General features: G+C 39.2%; 19 protein-coding genes and 1 riboswitch. Of the genes, 13 read left to right on the top strand and 6 right to left on the bottom strand.

Translation table 11 applies throughout. The annotated features are described in order from the left end of the window. Positions 1-157: 157 nt before the first annotated feature. The 5 genes from purR to C9J42_RS04410 all read left to right on the top strand — a co-directional run bounded on the left by purR (position 158) and on the right by C9J42_RS04410 (position 6,646). Positions 158-1,162 (top strand): HTH-type transcriptional repressor PurR, encoded by a 1,005-nt coding sequence (purR, locus tag C9J42_RS04430; RefSeq protein WP_107261511.1) that lies wholly within the window; start codon positions 158-160, stop codon positions 1,160-1,162. 198 nt (positions 1,163-1,360) lie between these two features. Next, positions 1,361-1,451: riboswitch (cyclic di-GMP riboswitch) on the top strand. 134 nt (positions 1,452-1,585) lie between these two features. Beyond that, a complete protein-coding gene (locus C9J42_RS04425) occupies positions 1,586-2,176 on the top strand; it encodes a TfoX/Sxy family DNA transformation protein (RefSeq protein WP_105060044.1) in 591 nt (196 codons plus the stop codon). A gap of 459 nt (positions 2,177-2,635) precedes the next feature. Next, entirely contained in the window at positions 2,636-3,250 is a 615-nt protein-coding gene (locus tag C9J42_RS04420) for a carboxymuconolactone decarboxylase family protein (RefSeq protein WP_107206399.1), read from the top strand. Continuing rightward, positions 3,243-5,390: an FAD-dependent oxidoreductase gene (locus C9J42_RS04415; protein ID WP_107301689.1), complete on the top strand. Its 2,148-nt coding sequence runs from the start codon at positions 3,243-3,245 to the stop codon at positions 5,388-5,390. The genes C9J42_RS04420 and C9J42_RS04415 overlap by 8 nt, the downstream gene beginning before the upstream one ends. A 38-nt stretch (positions 5,391-5,428) precedes the next feature. After that, complete coding sequence (locus C9J42_RS04410; protein WP_107301688.1) at positions 5,429-6,646, top strand: ABC transporter substrate-binding protein; 1,218 nt, start codon at positions 5,429-5,431, stop codon at positions 6,644-6,646. A gap of 95 nt (positions 6,647-6,741) precedes the next feature. Here C9J42_RS04410 and C9J42_RS04405 read toward each other — a convergent pair whose 3' ends face one another. From C9J42_RS04405 to punR, 3 genes are all read right to left on the bottom strand, one after another. Further along, entirely contained in the window at positions 6,742-7,842 is a 1,101-nt protein-coding gene (locus C9J42_RS04405; protein ID WP_107301687.1) for a YibE/F family protein, read from the bottom strand. Positions 7,843-7,913: 71 nt separating this feature from the next. Then, a complete protein-coding gene (locus C9J42_RS04400) occupies positions 7,914-9,335 on the bottom strand; it encodes an alkaline phosphatase (RefSeq protein ID WP_107301712.1) in 1,422 nt (473 codons plus the stop codon). A gap of 115 nt (positions 9,336-9,450) precedes the next feature. Then, entirely contained in the window at positions 9,451-10,353 is a 903-nt protein-coding gene (punR, locus tag C9J42_RS04395; RefSeq protein WP_105060039.1) for a DNA-binding transcriptional activator PunR, read from the bottom strand. 105 nt (positions 10,354-10,458) lie between these two features. On the opposite strand from punR, the gene punC reads away from it, so the two are divergent. From punC to C9J42_RS04365, 6 genes are all read left to right on the top strand, one after another. After that, positions 10,459-11,679 carry a purine nucleoside transporter PunC gene (gene punC, locus C9J42_RS04390; protein WP_107287632.1) on the top strand — a complete coding sequence of 407 codons (1,221 nt, stop codon included), beginning with the start codon at positions 10,459-10,461 and terminating at the stop codon, positions 11,677-11,679. Positions 11,680-11,955: 276 nt separating this feature from the next. Beyond that, positions 11,956-12,186, top strand: coding sequence for a hypothetical protein (locus C9J42_RS04385; RefSeq protein ID WP_107246936.1), 231 nt, complete (start codon positions 11,956-11,958; stop codon positions 12,184-12,186). Between the two features lie 539 nt (positions 12,187-12,725). Next, entirely contained in the window at positions 12,726-13,319 is a 594-nt protein-coding gene (locus tag C9J42_RS04380) for a LysE family translocator (protein WP_107246934.1), read from the top strand. Positions 13,320-13,469: 150 nt separating this feature from the next. Further along, entirely contained in the window at positions 13,470-13,721 is a 252-nt protein-coding gene (locus tag C9J42_RS04375) for a TIGR03643 family protein (RefSeq protein WP_107246933.1), read from the top strand. A 653-nt stretch (positions 13,722-14,374) separates the two neighbouring features. Beyond that, a complete protein-coding gene (feoB, locus tag C9J42_RS04370) occupies positions 14,375-16,705 on the top strand; it encodes a Fe(2+) transporter permease subunit FeoB (protein WP_107246931.1) in 2,331 nt (776 codons plus the stop codon). Beyond that, positions 16,705-16,962 (top strand): FeoC-like transcriptional regulator, encoded by a 258-nt coding sequence (locus C9J42_RS04365; RefSeq protein ID WP_107246930.1) that lies wholly within the window; start codon positions 16,705-16,707, stop codon positions 16,960-16,962. The genes feoB and C9J42_RS04365 overlap by 1 nt, the downstream gene beginning before the upstream one ends. A gap of 355 nt (positions 16,963-17,317) precedes the next feature. On the opposite strand, the gene C9J42_RS04355 is transcribed toward C9J42_RS04365, so the two are convergent. Genes C9J42_RS04355 through C9J42_RS04345 form a run of 3 tightly spaced genes read right to left on the bottom strand, consistent with a single transcriptional unit; the run spans position 17,318 to position 19,336 of the window. After that, positions 17,318-17,752 (bottom strand): TraR/DksA C4-type zinc finger protein, encoded by a 435-nt coding sequence (locus C9J42_RS04355; RefSeq protein ID WP_107246928.1) that lies wholly within the window; start codon positions 17,750-17,752, stop codon positions 17,318-17,320. After that, the gene (locus C9J42_RS04350; protein ID WP_107246926.1) at positions 17,749-18,786 is read right to left on the bottom strand and encodes a GTP-binding protein; all 1,038 of its coding nucleotides are present in this window, start codon (positions 18,784-18,786) and stop codon (positions 17,749-17,751) included. Before C9J42_RS04350 ends, C9J42_RS04355 begins: the two co-directional genes overlap by 4 nt. Then, a complete protein-coding gene (locus C9J42_RS04345; RefSeq protein WP_107246925.1) occupies positions 18,776-19,336 on the bottom strand; it encodes a carbonate dehydratase in 561 nt (186 codons plus the stop codon). The genes C9J42_RS04350 and C9J42_RS04345 overlap by 11 nt, the downstream gene beginning before the upstream one ends. A 584-nt stretch (positions 19,337-19,920) precedes the next feature. On the opposite strand from C9J42_RS04345, the gene artP reads away from it, so the two are divergent. Continuing rightward, positions 19,921-20,649, top strand: coding sequence for an arginine ABC transporter ATP-binding protein ArtP (gene artP / locus C9J42_RS04340; protein WP_107206477.1), 729 nt, complete (start codon positions 19,921-19,923; stop codon positions 20,647-20,649). A 51-nt stretch (positions 20,650-20,700) separates the two neighbouring features. Continuing rightward, a complete protein-coding gene (locus C9J42_RS04335) occupies positions 20,701-21,429 on the top strand; it encodes an arginine ABC transporter substrate-binding protein (RefSeq protein ID WP_107206386.1) in 729 nt (242 codons plus the stop codon). The last annotated feature ends 2 nt before the right edge of the window (positions 21,430-21,431 follow it).

Below are 21,431 nucleotides of genomic sequence, written 5' to 3'. Positions count from 1 at the left end.
CCTATAATTCGGTATCAAATTGAATAATTAAGTAGCTAATAACTAAAGGATCTTCATCTCTGCGAGTGAACTCGTAAGCCATAGACTACGTAATTAATCAATTTGGTATCAAAAACCTTTGTCAGATCCTAATCTGACCATGATAAGAAGAATAAATATGGCAACCATTAAAGACGTTGCACGTATGGCAGGTGTATCAACTACTACAGTGTCGCACGTGATTAATAAAACACGCTTTGTTGCAGAAGCAACGCAACAAAAAGTTTTGGCTGCAGTAGATGAACTTAACTACGCCCCAAGTGCAGTAGCGCGAAGCTTAAAATGTAATACAACACGTACTATCGGCATGTTAGTCACTAAATCGACTAACCCATTTTTTGCCGAAGTTGTGCATGGTGTTGAAGAATATTGTTATGGTGCAGGCTACACACTGATCTTATGTAACACCGAAGGTAACTTAGAAAAACAACGTGATTACTTACGTATGCTTTCTGAAAAGCGTGTTGATGGCCTATTGGTTATGTGCAGCGATCTGGATCAAATGCTGCTCGATTTACTTGAGCGTAAAAATGATCTTCCTATGGTTATCATGGACTGGGGCCCAGAAAGCCCACATACTGATAATATTCTAGATAACGCTGAAAACGGCGGTTATATTGCGACTAAGCACCTTATTGAAAATGGTCATAAGAAAATTGGCTGTTTATCTGGGCAAGTTGATAAGTCTACTTGTCAAGAGCGCCTAAAGGGCTTCCGTAAAGCGATGAAAGAAGCAGATCTCACTGTTAATGCTAATTGGCTACTTGACGGTGACTTTGAGTGTGAGTCAGCCGTTGAAGCTGCTCATAAGTTTATCGCAATGGAAGATCGCCCTACTGCTATCTTCTGCTTTAACGACATTATGGCCATGGCTCTGATCAGTACCTTTGAACAGGCAGGTCTGCGTGTTCCTGATGATATCTCAATCATTGGCTACGATAACATTGACCTTGCGCCCTACTTTGCGCCACCGCTAACAACTATCCACCAGCCTAAACGTCGTTTAGGTAAAAAGGCCATCGAAATCTTGCTAGAGCGTGTGAAAGACAAGAATCATGAGCGTCAAACCTTTGAAATGACGCCTAAACTTGTTGAGAGAAAATCGGTTAAAGATCTCAACTAATAAAATTTATCTTTCTATGTTAAGGAAAAGCCGATAAGTTAACCTTGTTGGCTTTTTTTTTACTTATAAAAAACAATCATGAGTATTTATAATTATAAAGCTTATTAAAATAAGCTAAGAACAAATACCTGAACCAATATCACATTTTTGAGAGCTTAGATTTAATATTAAAAGTATTATTTAATATAACTTTATATAGTCACGAACTGGCAAATTAATTGAAAGATTAAGACGCAAAACCACCGGCCTAAAAATTATGTTAATAATTCAAGGTAGCGGGGTTACCGAAGGATTATTATTGAACCGACAATATTATGACACAAACTTAACAATATATTGACAGTATCAATGTGTAGATTAATTAATCTATTTCCTCGCTCTTAATGTTTAGGTGACACTCATATTTTTTCACCGAGTAGAAGCATGGATAAACCAATATTAAAAGATTCATTAAAATTATTTGACCATTTTGGTTCAATAAAATCACGGTCGATGTTTGGCGGTTTTGGCATTTTTTCTGGTGATACAATGTTTGCATTAGTTGTGAACGATAAACTTCACTTACGTGCAAATGCTGAAACTGAAAAGGAATTCAAACAAGCTGGCTTGGAACCCTATGTTTATAAAAAACGTGGCTTCCCTGTTGTAACCAAGCACTATGCAATACCCGACCAATGGTGGGATGAACCCACAAAGATTGTAGCTCAAGGTAGGTATTCACTGGATGCAGCAGAAAAAGACAAGCAAGAAAAGGAGAGTTGCGTACCTGACCGAATTAAAGATTTACCTAATCTACGATTATCAAATGAAAGAATGCTTAAAAAAGCAGGCATAAACACTATTGAACAACTTCTAGCAGTGGGCTCTCTTGGCGCATATAAAGCACTTCAAGAATCACAAACAAGTCCATTGAGTATTGAATTGCTTTGGGCATTGGAAGGTGCAATTAGCGGTCAACATTGGTCAGTTATTCCTGAGCAACGTCGAAATGAACTATTATCTGCCTTATCTTAAAAATATAAGTTGTCTTAAATATAAAATACTTAGGAATAAAAGAGCCCCCATTCTTTTATTTCTAAGTATACCTTTCAAAAATAATTTCCGTATTATCCTTATCTTCCTTTATAAAATTCAATATTTATTTGGTTTAATTGCATAATAACAAACTTTTGCCATTAAATTAATTCCCTCCGTTTTGCACTCCTTGATTTATATAAATGATAATTATCTTTATTTATATTCCATGCCTAATTATTTGCTAATACGACCAATAACCCATCTTCTCACTAATAAATAACGCGGCGCTTTAAACTGTCTTATCTCCTGCTGATTTTTTCACCAACCAATTGAAGAAAAAGAAATATTTATCATTAAATGAAATACAATGTCTGATCTTAAGGTCTACATGTTTACAACTGCTACTGAGTAAGATCGTATAAAACCCTACTTTTAGGGTATTTTTTAAGGAATCACATGCGCATTTCGATCAAAAAAATTGACTCTTTATGGGTAAAGCCTTTGCTATGGCTTCAAGCTCGCCACTATGGTCAAGTATTAAACCCTGCAAAGCTATGGGGACGTAAACCTGTCTTATTTTGGTTAGTCGCAGGTTTTTTTGGTTTTCTCGACCGTAAAAAGTCACCGATTCAAGATGTCATGCGATCTTTGGTCTGTGTGCGTGTTTCACAATTAAACGATTGTGCCTTTTGTGTTGATGCCAATGGTATGAAGCTCGCCGAACGTTGTGATTCAGAAGATAAAATTAAAGCACTCGCCAACTGGCAACACTCTACGCTGTTTACAGATCAAGAACGCGCTGTGTTGGCCTACACTGAAGCGATGACAATAACAGGCAAACGAGTGACAGATGAAATGCTTGTCGCGCTACAAGAATGGTATAGCAGTGATGATATTATTGAACTCACTGCTTTAGTTAGCTTTCAGAACTTGTCGGCGAAATTTAACACTGCGCTCGATGTGCCAGCACAAGGCTTTTGTTCTCTTCCTATTACGCCTAACGATATTGCTCAAGATAACGTGCAAGCATCAGATAAAAACATAACGAAAAAGGATCAGGCAAATGAATAAGAAAAAAACGCTATTGCTGCTGGTCATTGTCAGCCTTATTGCGTTATGGCTACATTTTGATCTAGGCCAATACCTTACCCTTGAGTTCATCAAGCAAGAGCAATTAGCCCTACAAGCAAAGATTGAAAGTCAACTTTTCACTGCTTACTTGTTTTTCTTTGTACTCTATATTGCCGTGACAGCCCTTTCCTTACCCGGCGCTGCAATTTTAACGTTGCTTGGAGCGGCATTATTTGGTTTTTGGCCTAGCCTTATTATTATTTCTTTTGCCAGCACAATAGGTGCAACATTGGCTTTTCTATCAAGCCGCTATATTTTGCAAGACTGGGTACAACAGCGGTTTGGACAACGCCTCGCGACCATTAATCAAGGGATTGAAAACGAAGGCGCATTTTATCTATTAACGCTGCGTTTAATCCCTGTAGTGCCGTTTTTTCTGATCAACTTACTAATGGGTTTAACCCCGATTAAAACTCGTACCTTCTTCTTTGTCAGTCAGCTTGGCATGCTGGCTGGAACTGCTATTTATGTGAATGCCGGTACTCAACTGAGTAACATTAATAGTTTGAGCGAAATCATCTCATTTCCTGTATTGATATCTCTTGTATTACTCGGGATCTTCCCACTGCTCGCAAAAACAATTATTAATTACATCAAAAGCCAAAAGGTTTATAGCGGTTGGCAAAAACCTACAGTGTTTGATCAAAACCTAGTGGTAATTGGTGCTGGTGCTGGCGGTTTAGTCAGCTCCTATATCGCGGCAGCCGTAAAAGCGGAAGTCACATTAATTGAGCGTCATAAAATGGGCGGCGATTGCTTAAACACAGGTTGTGTGCCATCTAAAGCCTTAATCCGTGTCGCTCATAGCGCTTATGAGCTGCAACAAGCAAAACAATTTGGTATTGAAGCTAAAATTGAAAAAATCGACTTTAAAGCCGTTATGACTCGTGTTCACAACGTTATCAAAGATATCGAACCGCATGATTCGGTTGAACGTTACAGCAAGCTTGGTGTGAATTGTGTCCAAGGTGACGCGACGATTTTGTCGCCTTGGGAAGTAGAAGTTAACGACAAAGTGATCACCACACGTAACATTATTATCGCAACAGGGGCTTCCCCACTATTGCCCAATATTTCAGGCTTAAACACAGTTAATCCATTAACGTCCGATAACTTATGGCAACTAGATACTTTACCTAAAAAGTTATTGATTTTGGGTGGTGGTCCTATTGGTTGTGAATTGGCTCAAGCGTTTAATCGTCTTGGCGCATCTGTCACCTTAGTTGAAATGGCAGATCAGTTACTTAACCGTGAAGATAAAGATGCGGCCGATTTCATCTATCACACACTAACACATGAAGGTATTAGAGTACTTCTAAAACACAAAGCCGTTAGTTTTGTAGAGAAAGGATCTGCGCAATATCGCCACGTTAAGCTTGATGATCTTTCGGCAGAACAAACGATCGACGTTGAATTTGATCAGGTTATTGTGGCGTTAGGTCGCGTTGCTAATACCAAAGGTTTTGGTTTAGAGCGCCTAAAATTAGCAACAAATCCACAAGGGACTATCAAAGTTAACCACTACCTACAAACGCAATATCCTAATATATACGCTGTGGGTGATGTGGCAGGTCCTTTCCAATTAACTCATGCTGCAGCGCATCAAGCATGGTATGCCTCAGTAAATAGTTTGTTTGGTACATTCAAAAAGTTTAAAGCTGATTACTCGGTATTACCTGCCGTTACCTATACTGCGCCGGAGTTAGCTCGAGTTGGTCTCAATGAAAAAGAGGCTATTTCACAAAATATCGATTATCGAACATATACTTACCCTATATCCGATTTAGATCGAGCGATTGCCGACAATGCTGCCGAAGGTTTCGTTAAAGTTCTAACCCCGTCCAATAGCGATAAGATTTTAGGGGTCACAATTGTCGGCCATCATAGCGGTGAACTACTGGCAGAATTTACCTTAGCAATGCGCTACAAACTGGGACTGAATAAGATTTTATCGACGATTCACCCTTACCCCACCATGAGTGAAGCCACTAAATATACGGCTGGTGTATGGAAACAGGCCAATGCCCCACAAAAGTTATTGGCAATGGTTAAACGTTATCATCAATGGATGCGTAAATAGGTCATTCGATACAAGGAATTAAAAAGGACGAAACTCTGATGATGAAAAAAAATGTACTAAAAGCCTTGTCGAAAGGCATCGCGTTATCGTTAACAATTTCTAGCTTCGCTTACGCTGAAGAAACGAAAGCACCTGCAAATGAAAGTCAAAGCTGGCAACAAATTGAACAAAAAGCCAAAGGTCAAACGGTCTACTTCAATGCGTGGGGTGGCAGTCAAGAAATCAACGACTATTTAAAATGGGCCGATAAACAATTACAAAAAAGTTACGGTGTAACTCTGAAGCAAGTCAAAGTCACCGATATCGCTGAAACGACCCAGCGCCTACTGGCAGAAAAAACAGCGGGGAAAAACACCAACGGTGGGGTTGATTTAGTTTGGATCAATGGTGAAAACTTTCGTTCAATGAAGCAACATCACCTTTTGTATGGTCCTTTTACTCAACAGCTGCCCAATTGGAAGTATGTTGATACTAAGCTACCGATTGATCAAGATTTTAGTGTACCGACAGAAGGCTATGAAGCACCTTGGGGGGTTGGACAATTGGTATTCATTTACGATACCAGTGTGCTTAAACAACCACCTCGAAGCTTTAAAGAGCTATTAGCATTAGCGCAAAAGTACCCAGGTAAGATCAGCTACCCTCGCCCACCAGAGTTTCATGGTAGCAGTTTTTTAAAAGCAGCATTGCTAGAGCTCACTGACGATAAAAAAGCACTCTATCAGCCGTTATCATTACCCGCAGAAAAAGCGCTATTTAATAACGTGACAGCACCGCTTTGGCATTATTTAGATCAGCTTCATAAAGTGGCATGGCGTGGTGGTAAACAGTTCCCAGCGGGCACTGCAGAAACCGTACAGCTGCTTGACGATCAGCAATTATTATTAGCTATCACTTTTAATCCTAACGCTGCCTCAGCTGCAATTGAGAACGGTAATTTAACTGAAAATGCGAAAACCTATGCTTTTAAACAAGGAGCATTAACCAATATTCACTTTTTAGCGATACCATGGAATGCATCAGCAAAAGAAGGGGCACTGGTTGCGATAAACTTTTTAATGAGCCCAGAAGCACAAGCGCGTAAATCAGACACCAAGATTTGGGGCGATCCAACAGTGCTAAAAGCCCAAGCCTTTAGCCAATTAGCTGAACCTTATAAGAGCCAGTCTTTTGAGCTTTATCCATCGATTGCTGAGCCCAACCCTACATGGCTAATGGCCATTGAGCATGAATGGCAAAAGCGTTACGGACACTAAACTTTGTTATGTTGCTCTAACTGTTATTAAAACAGCCAGCCCATCACTGTGCTCTGCTCTTTCATCAGCAAGCTCAGACATGCTGGCTGTTTTTATTAAGCTTCTTCTAATTCGATTTGCGCGTTAGGCTCAAACTCTTTACTGATCATCCAACATGCTATCCATGCCGTAATAGGTGCAACAATAATCAACGATAAACTACCAATTAATGTTCGTGCAATTTCGGCTGCCACGACTTTCATGTTGATAATTTGCATCACATCGTTACCACGACTCGCAAACAACATCATCATTGTTAAAAAACTGCCTGAATAGGCTAACAATAAAGTGGTTGTCATCGTCCCGATCACCGCATTGCCAACTCGAAAACCTGATCTCAACAAATCCATTTGATTCATGTCTGGCGCATTGATTTTTAGCTCTTCCATCGTTGCTGCCATTTCCATCGCAACATCCATTGCCGCCCCACTCGCCCCAATTAAAATCGCTGCATACAGAATATCTAGCATGTTTAAATACATGCCTGTTTCAAACAATAAGGGCTGAGCTAAAGGTTGTGTCATTCCATCTAAATGAAGTAACTTGCCGACCAACACACACAGAATCATGGTGACAATTAATCCAATAATCGTGCCTGCCAATGCCGCCTTTCCTTTTGCTGTCCAACCGGCAACGGACAAAATGATCAAACTACACAGCATTAATAAACACACGGCGGTGACTAACAAAGGAGAATAACCCGCCATAAGCCCAGGGATCAGAAGCTCTACAATGATCACAATAGATCCAATGAACGACATTAACGCTTTGGCACCGACTTTTCGTGCATACAGTAACAAGCCTAAACTAAAGGCGATTGCTAAGCCGATTAATGCAGGAAGACGATAACGAGATATCACCCTTGTACGTGTGTGATCATTCTTCGCTATCGCCACTAAAACGCGATCGCCAACCTGATAATATTCATCATATTCCATCGCACCATTCATCAAATTGTAGGCAACGACTTTTTTATTATTACTCAGCGTTAAATCTAACGCCTGCTCTCCCAGACGATTACTACCAATAATGGTGACCTTGCTGTTATTAACCGCAGTTACTTCACCGACTTTATAGTCAGATCCTGTCACACCTTGACTAAACATTTCACAACACGTCACTAGAAGAACGATAAAGGCTAAAATCACACCGCGCATGTTTGTTTCCAACTGCTTTAAAAACCACGAAAAAAGGCTGTCCAAGACAGCCTTTACCTAAAAATTAATCCCTAACTACCAATTTTTACGTTCATTAATGTCGCTAATGTTTTCGCCACTTGGGTGTTATCTTCAAAATTGCCAAATTTCTCAGCACCGACACCAACTGCAGAAAGCGGTAATTGTGTCGCGGTATGCGCATAGCTTGTCCAGTAAACACCTGCTCGTTGTGAAGTGATGTGCGCTACAGCAATGGCTACTGGATCATACCCACCATAAGTCGCATCATTATGCGTGCTGTAACCATCAAAATCGGTGATATTTTTAGCACGAAGTTCGTCATCGATATCCATCGCATGATTTAGCGTTTGCTGCTCTTCCTTCGTCAGCAACTTCAAACCAAAATGTTCATCTATATGCTTCATGAAGGCTTTACGATCTCCGTTATATACACCTTGAAGCTTATCTTCGATAGACTCATCAACATCTTTTAGCTTATCTAACTGTACAAAATAGTTCTCACCTAAGCCTAAGCCCATACCACCAGTTTCATGATCGCCCGCTACAATAATTAGTGTTTCATCTTTATGGTGCTCATAAAAATCAACAGCCGCTTTTACTGCTTGATCAAATGCGATGGTATCTTGAATCACCGTTGATACATCATTAGCATGTGCCGCGTGATCAATTCGACCACCTTCTACCAACATGAAGAAACCGTCAGGATCGTACTTCAATGTTTCGATGGCTTTTGACGTCATTTGCGCTAGAGATGGCGTACTAAGATCTTTCTTACGATCAATTTCATAAGGAAGGTGCGATGAGGCAAAAGAGGCGAAAACCTTTTGCGAGTTCGTTGGATGGAAGGCTAAGAAATCCGCCGAAGAATCAGCACCAATAAAAGTGTGGTAGCCTTTTTGTTTGAACCCTTCAACAAGGTTCTTACCGTCTTTACGTTTACTGCCTTCACCATTAATAAAGTGACGAGAGCCACCACCAGCAAAGAAATCGACATTCGATGCTAGGTAATCATTGGCAATTTCGTTTTCGTTATCACGGCTAATGTTTTTGGCTACAAAGGTGGCTGGTGTTGCATGGGTTAAACGTGTAGTGGTAACAATACCTGTTGCCATCCCCTTATCTTTCGCAGCATCCAATGTTGAGCGTAACTTATGCCCTTTTGGATCCATTGCAATAACGCCATTATCTGTTTTTACTCCGGTCGCTAATGCTGTACCTGCTGCTGCAGAATCGGTTACTAAAGTATTGGCTGAATGGGTGGTAATAATGCCTGCTACAGGCATTGCATTAATGGCTAAACGTTGTGTCTGATCCCCATTTTGTTGCTGCAAATAATATTCACTGATCTGACGTTGGGCTGTGCCCATACCGTCACCAATCATAAAGAAAACATATTTCGGCGCATCTGCTGCATGAACACTTAAAGAAAGAAGTAAAGATGATGCAATTAAAGTGGGTTTTAAAATAGACATTGTTAACTCGCTGTTTTTATTGAATGCGAGCAAGCTACATTGCATTTATTAAACAATTCTTACAAAACACACTATATACTTAATAGGCATCATCAATGGAATCAATGTCACCTTATTAACGCATCCATTCATGATGAAGCTGCTCACTGTCGCCTAAATAATCGAGTAACCAACTGACAGCTGGGCTCAACGTTTCTGTATTCCATGCTAAACAACAGGGACTCATTGAAGGCTTCACCGCGAGCTCTTTTTCCACCAGCTCTCCTGATTCAATTTTACTGATCGCCATATGGCTAGGAACAACAGAAATGCCTAATCCAGCCTGTAAACATTGAAATGCACTGTGCCAACTTGGCACCATGATTCGACGTTGGTTATCCATTAGCCAAGTTGTTCGTTTAGGTAACGTTCGAGAGGTATCTTCTAAACAAATCGCAGGATATTGCGCTAATTCAGAAGGCTCTAACGGATGCGATGCCATTGCTAAAGGATGATCTGGCGATACCACAAACTTCCACGTTAAAACGCCCATATCACGATAATCAAAGCTGCCACCAATTGGCACTGCAGCAGTTGCGCCAATGGCAATATCAGCCCGCCCATCAGCTAAGGCATCCCATACCCCATTAAACACTTCCATTGTTAGGTGCAACTCTACATCTGGAAAATGTAAATAGAAATCTCGAACAAGGGTATTTACTCGACTTTGGCGAACCACAGTATCAAGCGCAACAGAAACATTTTCTGACCAACCATTCGCTACCCGTTGGGTTTGATATTTAATGGTATCCATCTGTTTAATAAGTTTGCGCGCTTCTTCGACGAAATACTCACCAGCGGGTGTCAATTTAACCTGCCGGTGCAATCGAACAAATAATTCGACAGCTAATCGCTCTTCTATTAATCGAACAGTATAACTAATCGCACTAGGGACCTTATGTAATTCTTCAGCCGCAGCAGAGAAGCTGCCACGACGGGCAACTACGTCAATAACTTGGAGATCGTTGTATGAAAACATATCAAATCAAATTTTTTGAAAGCAATGTTGAAATATTAGCGTTTCACAGCGATTTAAACCAGTATTACACTACACATATGTCATATAGATATAGTTATAATAAAAATGAATAAACAACACGCTAAACCATCAAAAATCACCCTATTTTGGTTCGCTTGCTTAAGCATGCTGGGCTTTTTAGCCACAGATATGTATTTACCTGCGTTTGAAACGATTCGTGCCGACTTTGCTACAACCCAATCTCTAATCGGCCTTTCGCTAAGTATCTTCTTACTTGGTATGGCATTAGGCCAACTGGTTTACGGCCCACTGTCTGATCGTATTGGACGTATTAAAGTACTACTTGGCGGTATTGCGCTATTTAGCCTTGGCTCTTTAGCCTCTGCTTTTGCGTCAAACATTGAAGTGTTCTTATTAGCACGTTTCGCTCAAGCATTGGGTGCATGTAGCGCAACGGTTATTTGGCAGGCAGTGGTTGTTGACCGTTACGAGGGTAAAACTTCTGAGCGTGTATTCGCAACCATTATGCCGCTTGTCGCGTTATCTCCAGCATTAGCACCATTATTAGGCGCACTGCTTGAACATCACGTAGGCTGGCGCAGCATCTTTATTGCATTAGTCGGTTTTGGTGCTGTTTTAGCAATGCTAACGCTTAAAGAAAAAGAAAGTGCTGCATTAGATAAAGAGCAAGAAAGCGTAACGGTTCAACTACGTAAAGACTATAGCCAAATCCTACGCTCTAAAAAGTTCTGGGGTAACATGGTTATTTTCGCAGCATGTTCTGCGGCATTCTTTGCTTACTTAACAGGTTCGCCATTTGTTATGTCTGCAATGGGTTACTCAGGTGCAGATATTGGCCTAAGCTACGCACCACAAACGGTGGCATTTATTGTCGGTGGTTACGGTTGTCGTACTTTATTAAACCGTTACTCAGGTAAGCAACTTCTACCGTGGATTTTAGCGCTATTCTTTGCAAGCGTAGCAGTAATGTTCGTTATCTCTACGACAACAACAGTAACAACAATCTGGCCTATCTTAATCCCATTCTGCTTCCTAGCTGTTGCGAATGGTGCGATTTACCCGATTGTTATTAGCTCTGCACTGTCTGACTTTAAAAACTGTAGCGCAACCGCTGCTGGCCTGCTTAACTTTATGCAGACTATGGTATGTTTTGCAGCAAGTGGTTTAGTTTCTGCATTCGCTGCACACGGTCTGTTAACAGTAACAACTGGCATGTTCATTACTGGCTTTATTGCAATCGTTGGTTTTGTCCTAGTCGTTCAAGCTCGTAAAGATGAGCAAGATGTTGAACTACAAACTGCGTAATATGCTTTAACCCATCTACATACTGGTTTAACACAAGGGGGAGCTGATAATTCAGCTCCCCCTTTTTTGTTTCCAGTCTATTCAACGTGCTCGTCCACCTCAGCTAGACATGAAGCCACTCGCAAAATACAGAGCTTGAAATGAAATATCAGAATAAAAGCGTCTACAAAGGCAGATTTTAACTAGCCAATAATTGCTTGGTATTAGATTTAACATTAGTAAAGTGATGTGACATTCATTCAAGCGTCAATCTATTGAGCAACTAAGGTATTTCCAATGCTAGATACGTACCTCTCTTACATCAAAATATTAACGAAAGACTTTGCGAAATATTTTCTCGCTACGGTGTTAGTGCTCAGCATAAAAGGTGAATTGTTCAATATCGGCTTGCGAGTTTGGTCAGACAACGAGATGTCATTTTATGAAGATGGTTTGTGGCAAATCACTTTGATCTTATCATTCTTGATTACTTGTTGTGTGATGATAAATAAATATGCACCTGAGTAGTTGCTCTATAATGCGATTTCTTAATCAAATACAGCATTATATAAAGAGCAAAAAAGCGTAACGCTCACTACGTAAAGAATGGAGCCAAATCCTACGCTATAAAAGTTCTGGGTAACATGGTAATTTTTCAGCGTGTTCTGAAGCATTCCTTGGTAGCTTATTTAACAGGCATGTTCATTACCAGCTTTACTACAATCGCTAGTTTTGTCCTAGTGGTTCAAAACCGTAAAGACGAACAAAGTGGCGAACGACAAACTGCATAATATGCTTTAACCAATCTACATACTGGTTTAACAAAAAGGGGGAGCTGAATTATCAGCCCCCCCCCTTTTTGTTTTTTGTCTATTCTACTGCCCTGCCATCCTCTTTAGATATGTTTACACTTCTATTACAAGATAGTTAGCGTATTAATAGAGTATCATTAATACGCTTTACTCGTTTTTCAGACAAAAACGACCTGTAACATATCTACCAACATTAAAAGTCACCTCGTATGGCTTGTCTCAACAATCACGATTTATGACTAATAAAGGAAAATAATGTCACTATTTATGGCAATGTTTTCATTCGCACTCGCAATGTCTATTTCACCCGGCCCTGTTAATATGATCATTGTATCTTCAGGGGCTTCTTACGGTGTCCGTAAAACAACACCTTTCGTTTCAGGTGCAACTATTGGTTTAGTTTCATTATTGTTATTTATTGGCTTAGGGTTCAGTAAAGTTATTGATTTATATCCAAACTTTTTAAGTTATCTAGAAGTCGCAGGTTCACTATTTATTATTTATATGGGCTATCTTATTGCGTCATCAAAGCCTGAGTTAGATATAAAAAAGCAAAAACAACCCACTTTCATCCAAGGGTGCTTATTACAATGGTTAAACCCTAAAGCTTGGATTGCATGTGTTGCTGGTGTGTCAATGTTTTCAGAAGCCAATAACAATCACATCTTTTTAAGTTTTGTATTTATTTACTTTATCGTTTGTTATCTATCATTATTTTCTTGGTCTCTCTTAGGCAGCAAGGTCACTCTCTTCCTTAATAACGAACTGAGACTAAAAGTATTCAATCTTTTTATGGGCTGTTTATTAATTCTCACCGCTTGTTATTTACTCTATACACAATTTAGTTAATGAATAAATCCACTTAATAGGGAGCTAATCATTAGCCCCTATTTTCATACCTCACATCTCGCTTTCAAATCACCTTAATTAATACCAAAAAATTAAACTTTATATTAATCAATTACGTATTAGCTTTAATGTGTAAATGGAGAGTAATTGATGACAAGCAGACAAGAGTCACTATCACGTATCATCGAGATGGCTTGGGAAGATAGAACCCCGTTTGAAGCGATTGCAATACAATATGGTCTGGATGAACAAGGTGTGATCAAGCTAATGCGCCAACACCTTAAGCCAAGTAGCTTTAAACTATGGCGACAGCGCGTATCAGGAAGAAAAACCAAACACTTAAAATTGCGCTCACCATATGTCAGTCGTGGTTACTGTCCGACACAATACAAACAGCGTTAAACACGTTTTATAGGGTTATTAATGCGCCCTATTCTTACAGCACTTACCATTAATTTAATATACAGTTAAACGTGAATCTCTTCCTTTCAGCTCTTTAAACTTACCAACTTGACTAACCTTCATACTAAAAAGGTTTATTTCCTAACGTTCTAATTTTACCTCGATACTTTCCTTTTACTGTGTAGAAAAATTTTTTCTTCACCAGCAACCTACTTTAACGTAGTAAATAATATCTATGTCGCATTATTAATTGTGATAATAAATATCAACTATTTTTATATCCTTACTAAGAAATACTTTTACTACAGCTAAAATTAGAGAATTAGCAAGGTAAGTTTAATTATTTCAATATTCATCTATATAATTCAATATTTAAGTAAAAACTCTATTATTTAAATTCAAAAGTAAAATAGTGCTAACATATAGGCTTAATATAACTTTCTCCAATTTTGAACATTAATTATTCATAAAAAACATATCATCCAAGCCATTGACTAGAATGAAAAATTACATTTTATTCATCTTTTTATTTTCCTTAGTAAAAAAAATTATTGACTGAAATAAGTATTCTTTTTATAAGTGCAATTGATAAGCGATATCATTTTCGCTTGTTAATTATTTTATCTATTAGTAATTGGTTGGAGAAATAAATAATGGCAAATACTATTGCCTTATTAGGTAACCCTAACTGTGGTAAAACGACTCTGTTTAATGCCTTAACTGGCGCAAGACAACGCACAGGCAACTGGGCTGGAGTTACTGTAGATAAAAAAGAAGGAAACTACTCTTACCATAATAAGAATATAAATATTGTAGATTTGCCTGGTATTTATTCTATGTCTTCATCCGATGAACAAGGTTCACTCGATGAGCGCATCGCTTGTGAATATATTCTTTCTGATGAGGCTGATCTTGTCGTTAATATTGTCGACGCGGCCAATATTGAGCGAAATTTATATTTAACATTACAACTGCTTGAAATGAAAATTCCATGCATTGTTGTACTTAACATGTTAGATATTGCTAAACAAAAAAATATAAATATCGATGCGGAAAAGTTAGAATCTGAACTTGGTTGCCCTGTTGTTTCATTAGTTGCAAATAAATCTAAAGGACTCGATGATTTAAAAGGCTCGATTGAAAAACATTTACAAACAAAATCACTGCCTCGTCTATTTACTCAATTTCCTATTGAATTAGACCAAACCATTTCTCAGCTTTCTGACGTATTCGATGATCAAATAATTGTTAATAATAGAAAGAAATGGCTTGCTATACGCTTACTTGAATCAGATTCATCAGCCCAAAAATATATAAACGGTACAGATATCGCCTCTTTTGTCTCTCAATTACAAGCCGATTTTTCAAACACACATAATGAAAATATTGACTTATTAATTGCTGATGCGCGCTACCAAACTGTCGCCGAGATCATTCATCATTGCATCTCAAGTTACCATGCAGGACAGCATAATCTGACTCAATGGATCGATAAGATTGTACTTAACCGTTATCTGGGGATCCCGATTTTCCTCATCGTGATGTATTTAATGTTTTGGCTATCAATAAATATTGGTGGAGGGCTTCAACCTATTTTTGATGAAGGCTCTGCAGCAATATTCATTAATGGCACCGCATGGTTATGTTCATCACTCGGTTTTCCTAGTTGGCTAACTGCAATTTTATCACAAGGGCTGGGTGGCGGTATAAATACCGTTATGCCCTTTATTCCTCAAATTGGTTTGATGTTCCTTTATCTATCAATATTAGAAGATAGTGGTTATATGGCGCGAGCAGCGTTTGTTATTGATCGCTTTATGTCTACGATTGGATTACCAGGAAAATCCTTTGTTCCGCTTATTGTAGGGTTTGGTTGCAACATACCTTCCATTATGGCGTCACGTACCCTCGATACACCAAGAGATCGTATCTTAACGTCTATGATGACACCCTTTATGTCTTGTGGCGCAAGGTTAGCAATTTTCGGCGTTTTCTCAGCAGCTTTCTTCCATGGTATGGGAAGCTTTGTCGTCTTTTCTCTCTACTTGCTTGGTATTTTTGTCGCCGTTATTACTGGTTTTGTGCTGAAGAAAACCTTATTAACGGGTGAAGCATCACCTTACATAATGGAATTACCAACCTACCACCTCCCAAGCGCTAAAACGACGCTTATCCATAGCTGGAGTCGCTTACGTGGATTTTTAGTCAAAGCGTGTAAGATCATCATTCCGATTTGTGTGCTAGTAATGGCGTTGAATAGTGTCAATTTTGAAGGACAAGTTATTGAAAGTAATAACCAACAGAATTCAGCCCTATCAGAAATTGGTCGTTGGGTAACACCTGTATTGTCTCCCCTTGGTGTTAATGAGAAAAATTGGCCAGCCAGTGTGGGATTATTAACAGGATTTTTAGCAAAAGAAGTGGTTGTCGGCACTTTAAATACCCTATACACCGCAGAGTTAAGTAACAATCAAGCTGCAGATGATGGGCAATCTTTCCACCTACTGCCTGAGTTAAAAGTGGCATGGCAAGATACTATTGATGGTGTTGCCAATAGTTTTTCTTTATCAACACTTAAAAATCCGATAAAAGCCAGTGAGGCTGATGGCTCAATGGGAACAACCGCAATGGGGCAAATGCACCAAGAATTTGGTTCAATGGCGGGTGCCTATGCATACTTAATCTTTGTTTTACTTTACGTGCCTTGCGTCTCTACTATTGGTGTTATCGCCAAAGAAATTGGTCGAAATTGGGCTTGGTTATCGACAGCATGGGGAGTGGTTGTCGCCTACGCGCTTTCAATCGCCTTCTATCAAACCGCGACTTTCAAAGCACATCCATTAGAAAGTCTGCTCTGGTTATTTTTTGCTTTGAGTATCGTCACTGTATTTATTATAGGGATTAAGCGCTTATGCAATAAAGTCGATTGGCAAATGTCGATACCAGACACACCTGCGACACATAACTGCGGAGGATGCCATTAATGATATCGCTAATTACAGTAAGAAATACGGTACGTGATGCAAAAATCATTTCCTTTAGCCAGCTTACAAAGCATTTGAAGTGTGAGCCAAGATGGTTAAGTGCATTATTAGATGAATTAATTTTACGTGGGAAAGTTGAGAAATGTGATTCATCGCCTTCTTTAGCTTGCGGGAAACATTGCCAAAATTGCCAAACGCAGACAACAGATCCTGTCTACAAATGGTGTGAAAATAAAATCGCTATTTCGTTATGCTAATAGCTAAAGCATAATGAAAAAAGACCACATATACGTTATGTGGTCTTTTTTTATGTCTTATCAACACCTAGCGTCTTAGGTAGAGCCTACATTCTCGAAACATCTTTGATTCACTTTAGCGCTTTTTTGCTAGCTCAAACCATTGCAATGCTTTTTGCCTTTGTGATTCGCCATACAATTGAACGAATTTTTCGTCATGTAATCTTTAGAAGAGCTAAGAGCAGTAATATACCCTTCAACATACGATAAGGTTAAAGGTTGTTTGCAAAACAATAATGCAGTGATGTCATTCTTGAACTTTGCGGAATGATCGCCGTATTCATATAGGCCTACCTAATGATAATTGAAAATAGGATCAATCTTTGTATTGAATTTCTTTCATTTCCATCAGCGATTTTACGTCAGCACTGTACTCTGCAGTCGGTCTTATCAGTAACCGAGGAATACCTATTGGCTCACCGGACTCTAAGCAATAACCGTAGCTACCTAAACGAATTCGCTCTAACGCCAATTTGATTTTGGGCAAAAGTTTTTGTTCTCGTTCAACAATTCTTAAAGCAATGCCTGATTGCTCTTCTAACGTTGCGCGATCACTGACATCACTTAAATCACTCGCATCTGCCGTGTGCCCCATTTCCTCTCTCGCAGATTGAATGTGATGAGATGTCGACTCATAGAGAGCAATCAATCTTTGTTTAAAAAACGCCAATTGATAATCATTCATGTAATTATCTTCAGGCTCTTGCAATATTTGTTCTTCAGTTAGCATTCTAATTTCAGTGTTGTTCATGTTATTTCACTCATGTTATTAACAATCAAACAATCTAAAAGCTTGCCTTCCAATTCATCATCTAATGTATCTGCGATAATTTCGACACGGCTTTCAGCACACTCATCAAGCTCAACCTGTGTGATTCCATCTGCCGTTTTGTTATAACCAAAGATCCCATCAGAAGTAATAAACACGGCCTTCATTCGCTCAACATTCAATGTTTGAAAGAGCTGATGTAATGATTGACGATCAAAGACTTTTTCAGATGCAAAACGCCAGCCAATACTTTTGAAACCTTCACCTTGGTTAGTAGCTTTTATCATGCCACTTTCAGGTATCAGCTCTTCTGATAGTGCTTCTTCAGATACACTTGTCTGCCTATCACGATGAAGATAAGACGTCGGTAATACTTCTATACGGGTCTCACCATCAAACTCATTAGATGGGATCACACCATGTTTAGCAAAAATCACTTTAGTTTTTAGGCTCGCAACTTGCGCGACAAAAGCTTTCAACTTTTCTTTATCTTCTGTTTGATAAAGATCGGTCTTGTTTCCTACCACCGTATCGGCAATTGCAATCTGTTGCCTAAAGGTATCATGTGAGGTATAGCGAGGATCGGATAACTTCCTTGCATCCACTAATGTGATATTTTTCTGTAACGATAAGACATCGCGATAGTATTCAGTAGAAAGCACTTGCATCACTTCTTTAGGATGACCAAGCCCTGTGGGTTCGATGATCAAACGATCCGGTTTTGCTTCTGAAAGTAGTTGATTAAGCGCAATTTGCATTGGTAATCCAGCGGTACAGCACATACAGCCACCAGGTACTTCGCGGATAAATATTTGTTGCTCGTTACCGCCTTGACCTTGCAGTAAACTACCATCGACACCAATTTCACCAAATTCATTCACCAGCACAGCCCAACGCTCGTTATCAGGTTTACTTTTCATTAAGTGAAGAATGGCTGAAGTTTTCCCGACGCCAAGAAACCCAGTAATAATGTTGGTTGGTACCGCTAAAATTGGCGATGATATCTTAAAGCTCATTAGCAATCCTCCTGTATCCCTGAACCAGTTCGTGGTTAGCAGATACAACCGATTCAGAAAAAGCGGAATATTCAGGTGGGATTTTCGAAATACTATTTAAGTCAAAACCTGTACCAATATTCGTCATTGGCGGGACATGAAAATTTTCAGGCAGATCTAATCCATCGACAACGCAGTTATGACGGATCACACACCCTTCACCAATAACGGCATTAAATACCACAGAGTTGAAACCAATAAACACATCATCACTTACCTCACACGGCCCATGAATAATTGAACGGTGAGCAATAGAAGAACGCTCACCAATAGTGACTGCAGCCCCCGCTTTTGAGTGAATAACCACACCATCTTGAATATTGGTATCGCGTTTGATCACAATTGCATCCATTTCGCCCTGCTCATTTACTTCATCAGCACGTATTACGGCATAAGGCCCAATGAATACGTTATCTTCTACAATCACTTTGCCACAAATAATCGCAGTAGGATCAATAAACGCAGTTTCAGATATTGTTGGCATATGCCCTGTAGGGTTTCTTCTTAGCATCTCTTTTTCTCTTCACTATTCGCGCAATCACTCGCAACTTTTAATTCCCCCCTTACAGCAAAGTCGTACAGGGAATAGTTCAGTCACTACTCACGCAGTAAATCAAACATTAATGAAACGTTATAACATAACAATAATGGGTTATCTAGATGCTACTCGTACGTAAATATCAATGGTGTTTATTCTAACTAAGCTTATTGTAAAACAATTGATCAACACCGCCACGATGTCGCTTTCAACACATCGTTTTACTCTCTTTAATACATCTCAGTAAATCCCGTTCTTTCTCTTACTATATTCTCATTTTCGCCACCCATAATTACACAACCACAATCTGAATAATTATCCAAGTGGGGTTCTTCTTAAAAAACACACCATTTAGTCAATTGTTAACATGCTATTACATCAATTTTCGCCAGCTACATTTAAACGTTAACCCTTGGTTTTAATTAGAATATAAAACCAACAAAAGACTAAGAATTAAACAATAAATTAACAAATTAAATTATTTTCAATTTTTTATTGCATAGAATTCCAACTTAAGTAATATAAACCACAAGTGAGAACAAATGCAGAATAAGCGCATGGGCATTCAAGTAAGGAACATTAATAAATTCTATGGTAAGCATCAGGTTTTACACGATGTAACCTTCGAATGTAATAAAGGTGAAACGCTGGTTTTACTTGGCCCAAGCGGTGCAGGTAAAAGCTCTTTACTACGGGTATTAAACCTATTGGAAGATGCTTCTGCTGGCGAGCTGAGTATTGCAGAAAATTATTTTGATTTTAAAAAAACAATCGTTGAAAAAGATGGTTTAAAACTGCGTCGTAAAGTTGGCATGGTATTCCAACAATACAATTTGTGGCCCCACAAAACTGTGTTGGAAAATTTAATAGAAGCACCAGTAAAAGTGCTCGGTATCGATAAAGCTCAAGCGAAAAAAGAAGCGTTAGAGCATTTATCAAAATTACAGTTAGCAGATAAAGCCGATGCATGGCCTTTGCAACTGTCTGGCGGCCAACAACAGCGTGTTGCAATTGCACGTGCGTTGATGATGAAGCCTGAAGTGTTGTTATTTGATGAGCCTACTGCGGCGCTTGATCCTGAGATCACAAGCCAAATTGTACAAATCATCAAAACATTAAGCGGCACAGGCATTACCCAAGTTGTGGTTACCCACGAAGTGGATTTTGCAAAAAAAATCGCCAGTCATGTGCTTTACATGGAAAACGGCAAAATTATTGAACACGGCAGTAACGAGGCGTTTAGTCACCCTAAAACCTCACAATTTGCTGACTACTTAAAACATTAACGAATTATATCCCCTCTATATTCGTTCGTAATAGACGCATGGAGTATCGCGATGAACAAAATTTTATTAGCTAGCATTATCGGTCTGGTTTCTTCTCAAGCTATGGCGCAAGACATTAAGTTTGCGATGGAAGCAACCTATGCCCCTTTTGAGTACATGGATGAGAATAATCAAATCCAAGGCTTTGACGTTGATATTGCTAAAGCCCTATGTAAAGAGATGGATGCTACCTGTACTTTTCATAACCAATCTTTCGATAGCTTAATTCCAGCTCTTAAATTCAAACGATACGATGCAGCTATTTCAGCAATGGACATTACTGAAGCGCGTCAACAGCAAGTCAGCTTTACTCAACCTTATTACGATAACGCTGCTGGCTTTATTTCAATCAAAGGTAAAGTCGCTGATGTTGCCGCCCTTAATGGTAAGCGTGTTGGGGTACAAAATGGTTCGACTCACCAGAGCTATTTAACCGATCAAATGTCAGGTGTAACTGCGGTTCCTTACACCAGTTACCAAGATGCCTTTATTGATATGAAAAATGGCCGTATTGATTCGGTATTTGGTGATACTGCTGTTATCGCTGAATGGTTGAAAAAAGACGATAACCTTGCGTATGTAGGTAAGCCTGTGACAAACCCTAAATACTTCGGTAACGGTTTTGGTATCGCAGTAAACAAAGGCAACCAAGAATTGGTTACACAGTTGAATACGGCACTCGCTAAAATTAAGCAAGATGGCCAGTATCAAGTTATTTTTGATAAGTACTTTGGTAAGTAAAT

Origin of the sequence: Photobacterium sp. GB-56 (assembly GCF_003026105.1) — a bacterium.
Classification (GTDB): domain Bacteria; phylum Pseudomonadota; class Gammaproteobacteria; order Enterobacterales; family Vibrionaceae; genus Photobacterium.
Note: the sequence above shows the minus strand (reverse complement) of the source record. Positions and strands in the feature narration are given on the sequence as shown.

What these genes read in the sequence shown, in the direction of transcription:
- C9J42_RS04410 (WP_107301688.1), top strand. Translation starts at nt 5,429, where the DNA reads ATGATGAAAAAAAATGTACTAAAAGCCTTGTCGAAAGGCATCGCGTTA.
- C9J42_RS04425 (WP_105060044.1), top strand. Translation starts at nt 1,586, where the DNA reads ATGGATAAACCAATATTAAAAGATTCATTAAAATTATTTGACCATTTT.
- C9J42_RS04385 (WP_107246936.1), top strand. Translation starts at nt 11,956, where the DNA reads ATGCTAGATACGTACCTCTCTTACATCAAAATATTAACGAAAGACTTT.
- artP (WP_107206477.1), top strand. Translation starts at nt 19,921, where the DNA reads ATGGGCATTCAAGTAAGGAACATTAATAAATTCTATGGTAAGCATCAG.
- feoB (WP_107246931.1), top strand. Translation starts at nt 14,375, where the DNA reads ATGGCAAATACTATTGCCTTATTAGGTAACCCTAACTGTGGTAAAACG.
- C9J42_RS04350 (WP_107246926.1), bottom strand. Translation starts at nt 18,786, where the DNA reads ATGAGCTTTAAGATATCATCGCCAATTTTAGCGGTACCAACCAACATT.
- C9J42_RS04345 (WP_107246925.1), bottom strand. Translation starts at nt 19,336, where the DNA reads ATGCTAAGAAGAAACCCTACAGGGCATATGCCAACAATATCTGAAACT.
- C9J42_RS04420 (WP_107206399.1), top strand. Translation starts at nt 2,636, where the DNA reads ATGCGCATTTCGATCAAAAAAATTGACTCTTTATGGGTAAAGCCTTTG.
- C9J42_RS04400 (WP_107301712.1), bottom strand. Translation starts at nt 9,335, where the DNA reads ATGTCTATTTTAAAACCCACTTTAATTGCATCATCTTTACTTCTTTCT.
- punR (WP_105060039.1), bottom strand. Translation starts at nt 10,353, where the DNA reads ATGTTTTCATACAACGATCTCCAAGTTATTGACGTAGTTGCCCGTCGT.
- punC (WP_107287632.1), top strand. Translation starts at nt 10,459, where the DNA reads ATGAATAAACAACACGCTAAACCATCAAAAATCACCCTATTTTGGTTC.
- purR (WP_107261511.1), top strand. Translation starts at nt 158, where the DNA reads ATGGCAACCATTAAAGACGTTGCACGTATGGCAGGTGTATCAACTACT.
- C9J42_RS04355 (WP_107246928.1), bottom strand. Translation starts at nt 17,752, where the DNA reads ATGAACAACACTGAAATTAGAATGCTAACTGAAGAACAAATATTGCAA.
- C9J42_RS04415 (WP_107301689.1), top strand. Translation starts at nt 3,243, where the DNA reads ATGAATAAGAAAAAAACGCTATTGCTGCTGGTCATTGTCAGCCTTATT.
- C9J42_RS04380 (WP_107246934.1), top strand. Translation starts at nt 12,726, where the DNA reads ATGTCACTATTTATGGCAATGTTTTCATTCGCACTCGCAATGTCTATT.
- C9J42_RS04405 (WP_107301687.1), bottom strand. Translation starts at nt 7,842, where the DNA reads ATGCGCGGTGTGATTTTAGCCTTTATCGTTCTTCTAGTGACGTGTTGT.
- C9J42_RS04375 (WP_107246933.1), top strand. Translation starts at nt 13,470, where the DNA reads ATGACAAGCAGACAAGAGTCACTATCACGTATCATCGAGATGGCTTGG.
- C9J42_RS04335 (WP_107206386.1), top strand. Translation starts at nt 20,701, where the DNA reads ATGAACAAAATTTTATTAGCTAGCATTATCGGTCTGGTTTCTTCTCAA.
- C9J42_RS04365 (WP_107246930.1), top strand. Translation starts at nt 16,705, where the DNA reads ATGATATCGCTAATTACAGTAAGAAATACGGTACGTGATGCAAAAATC.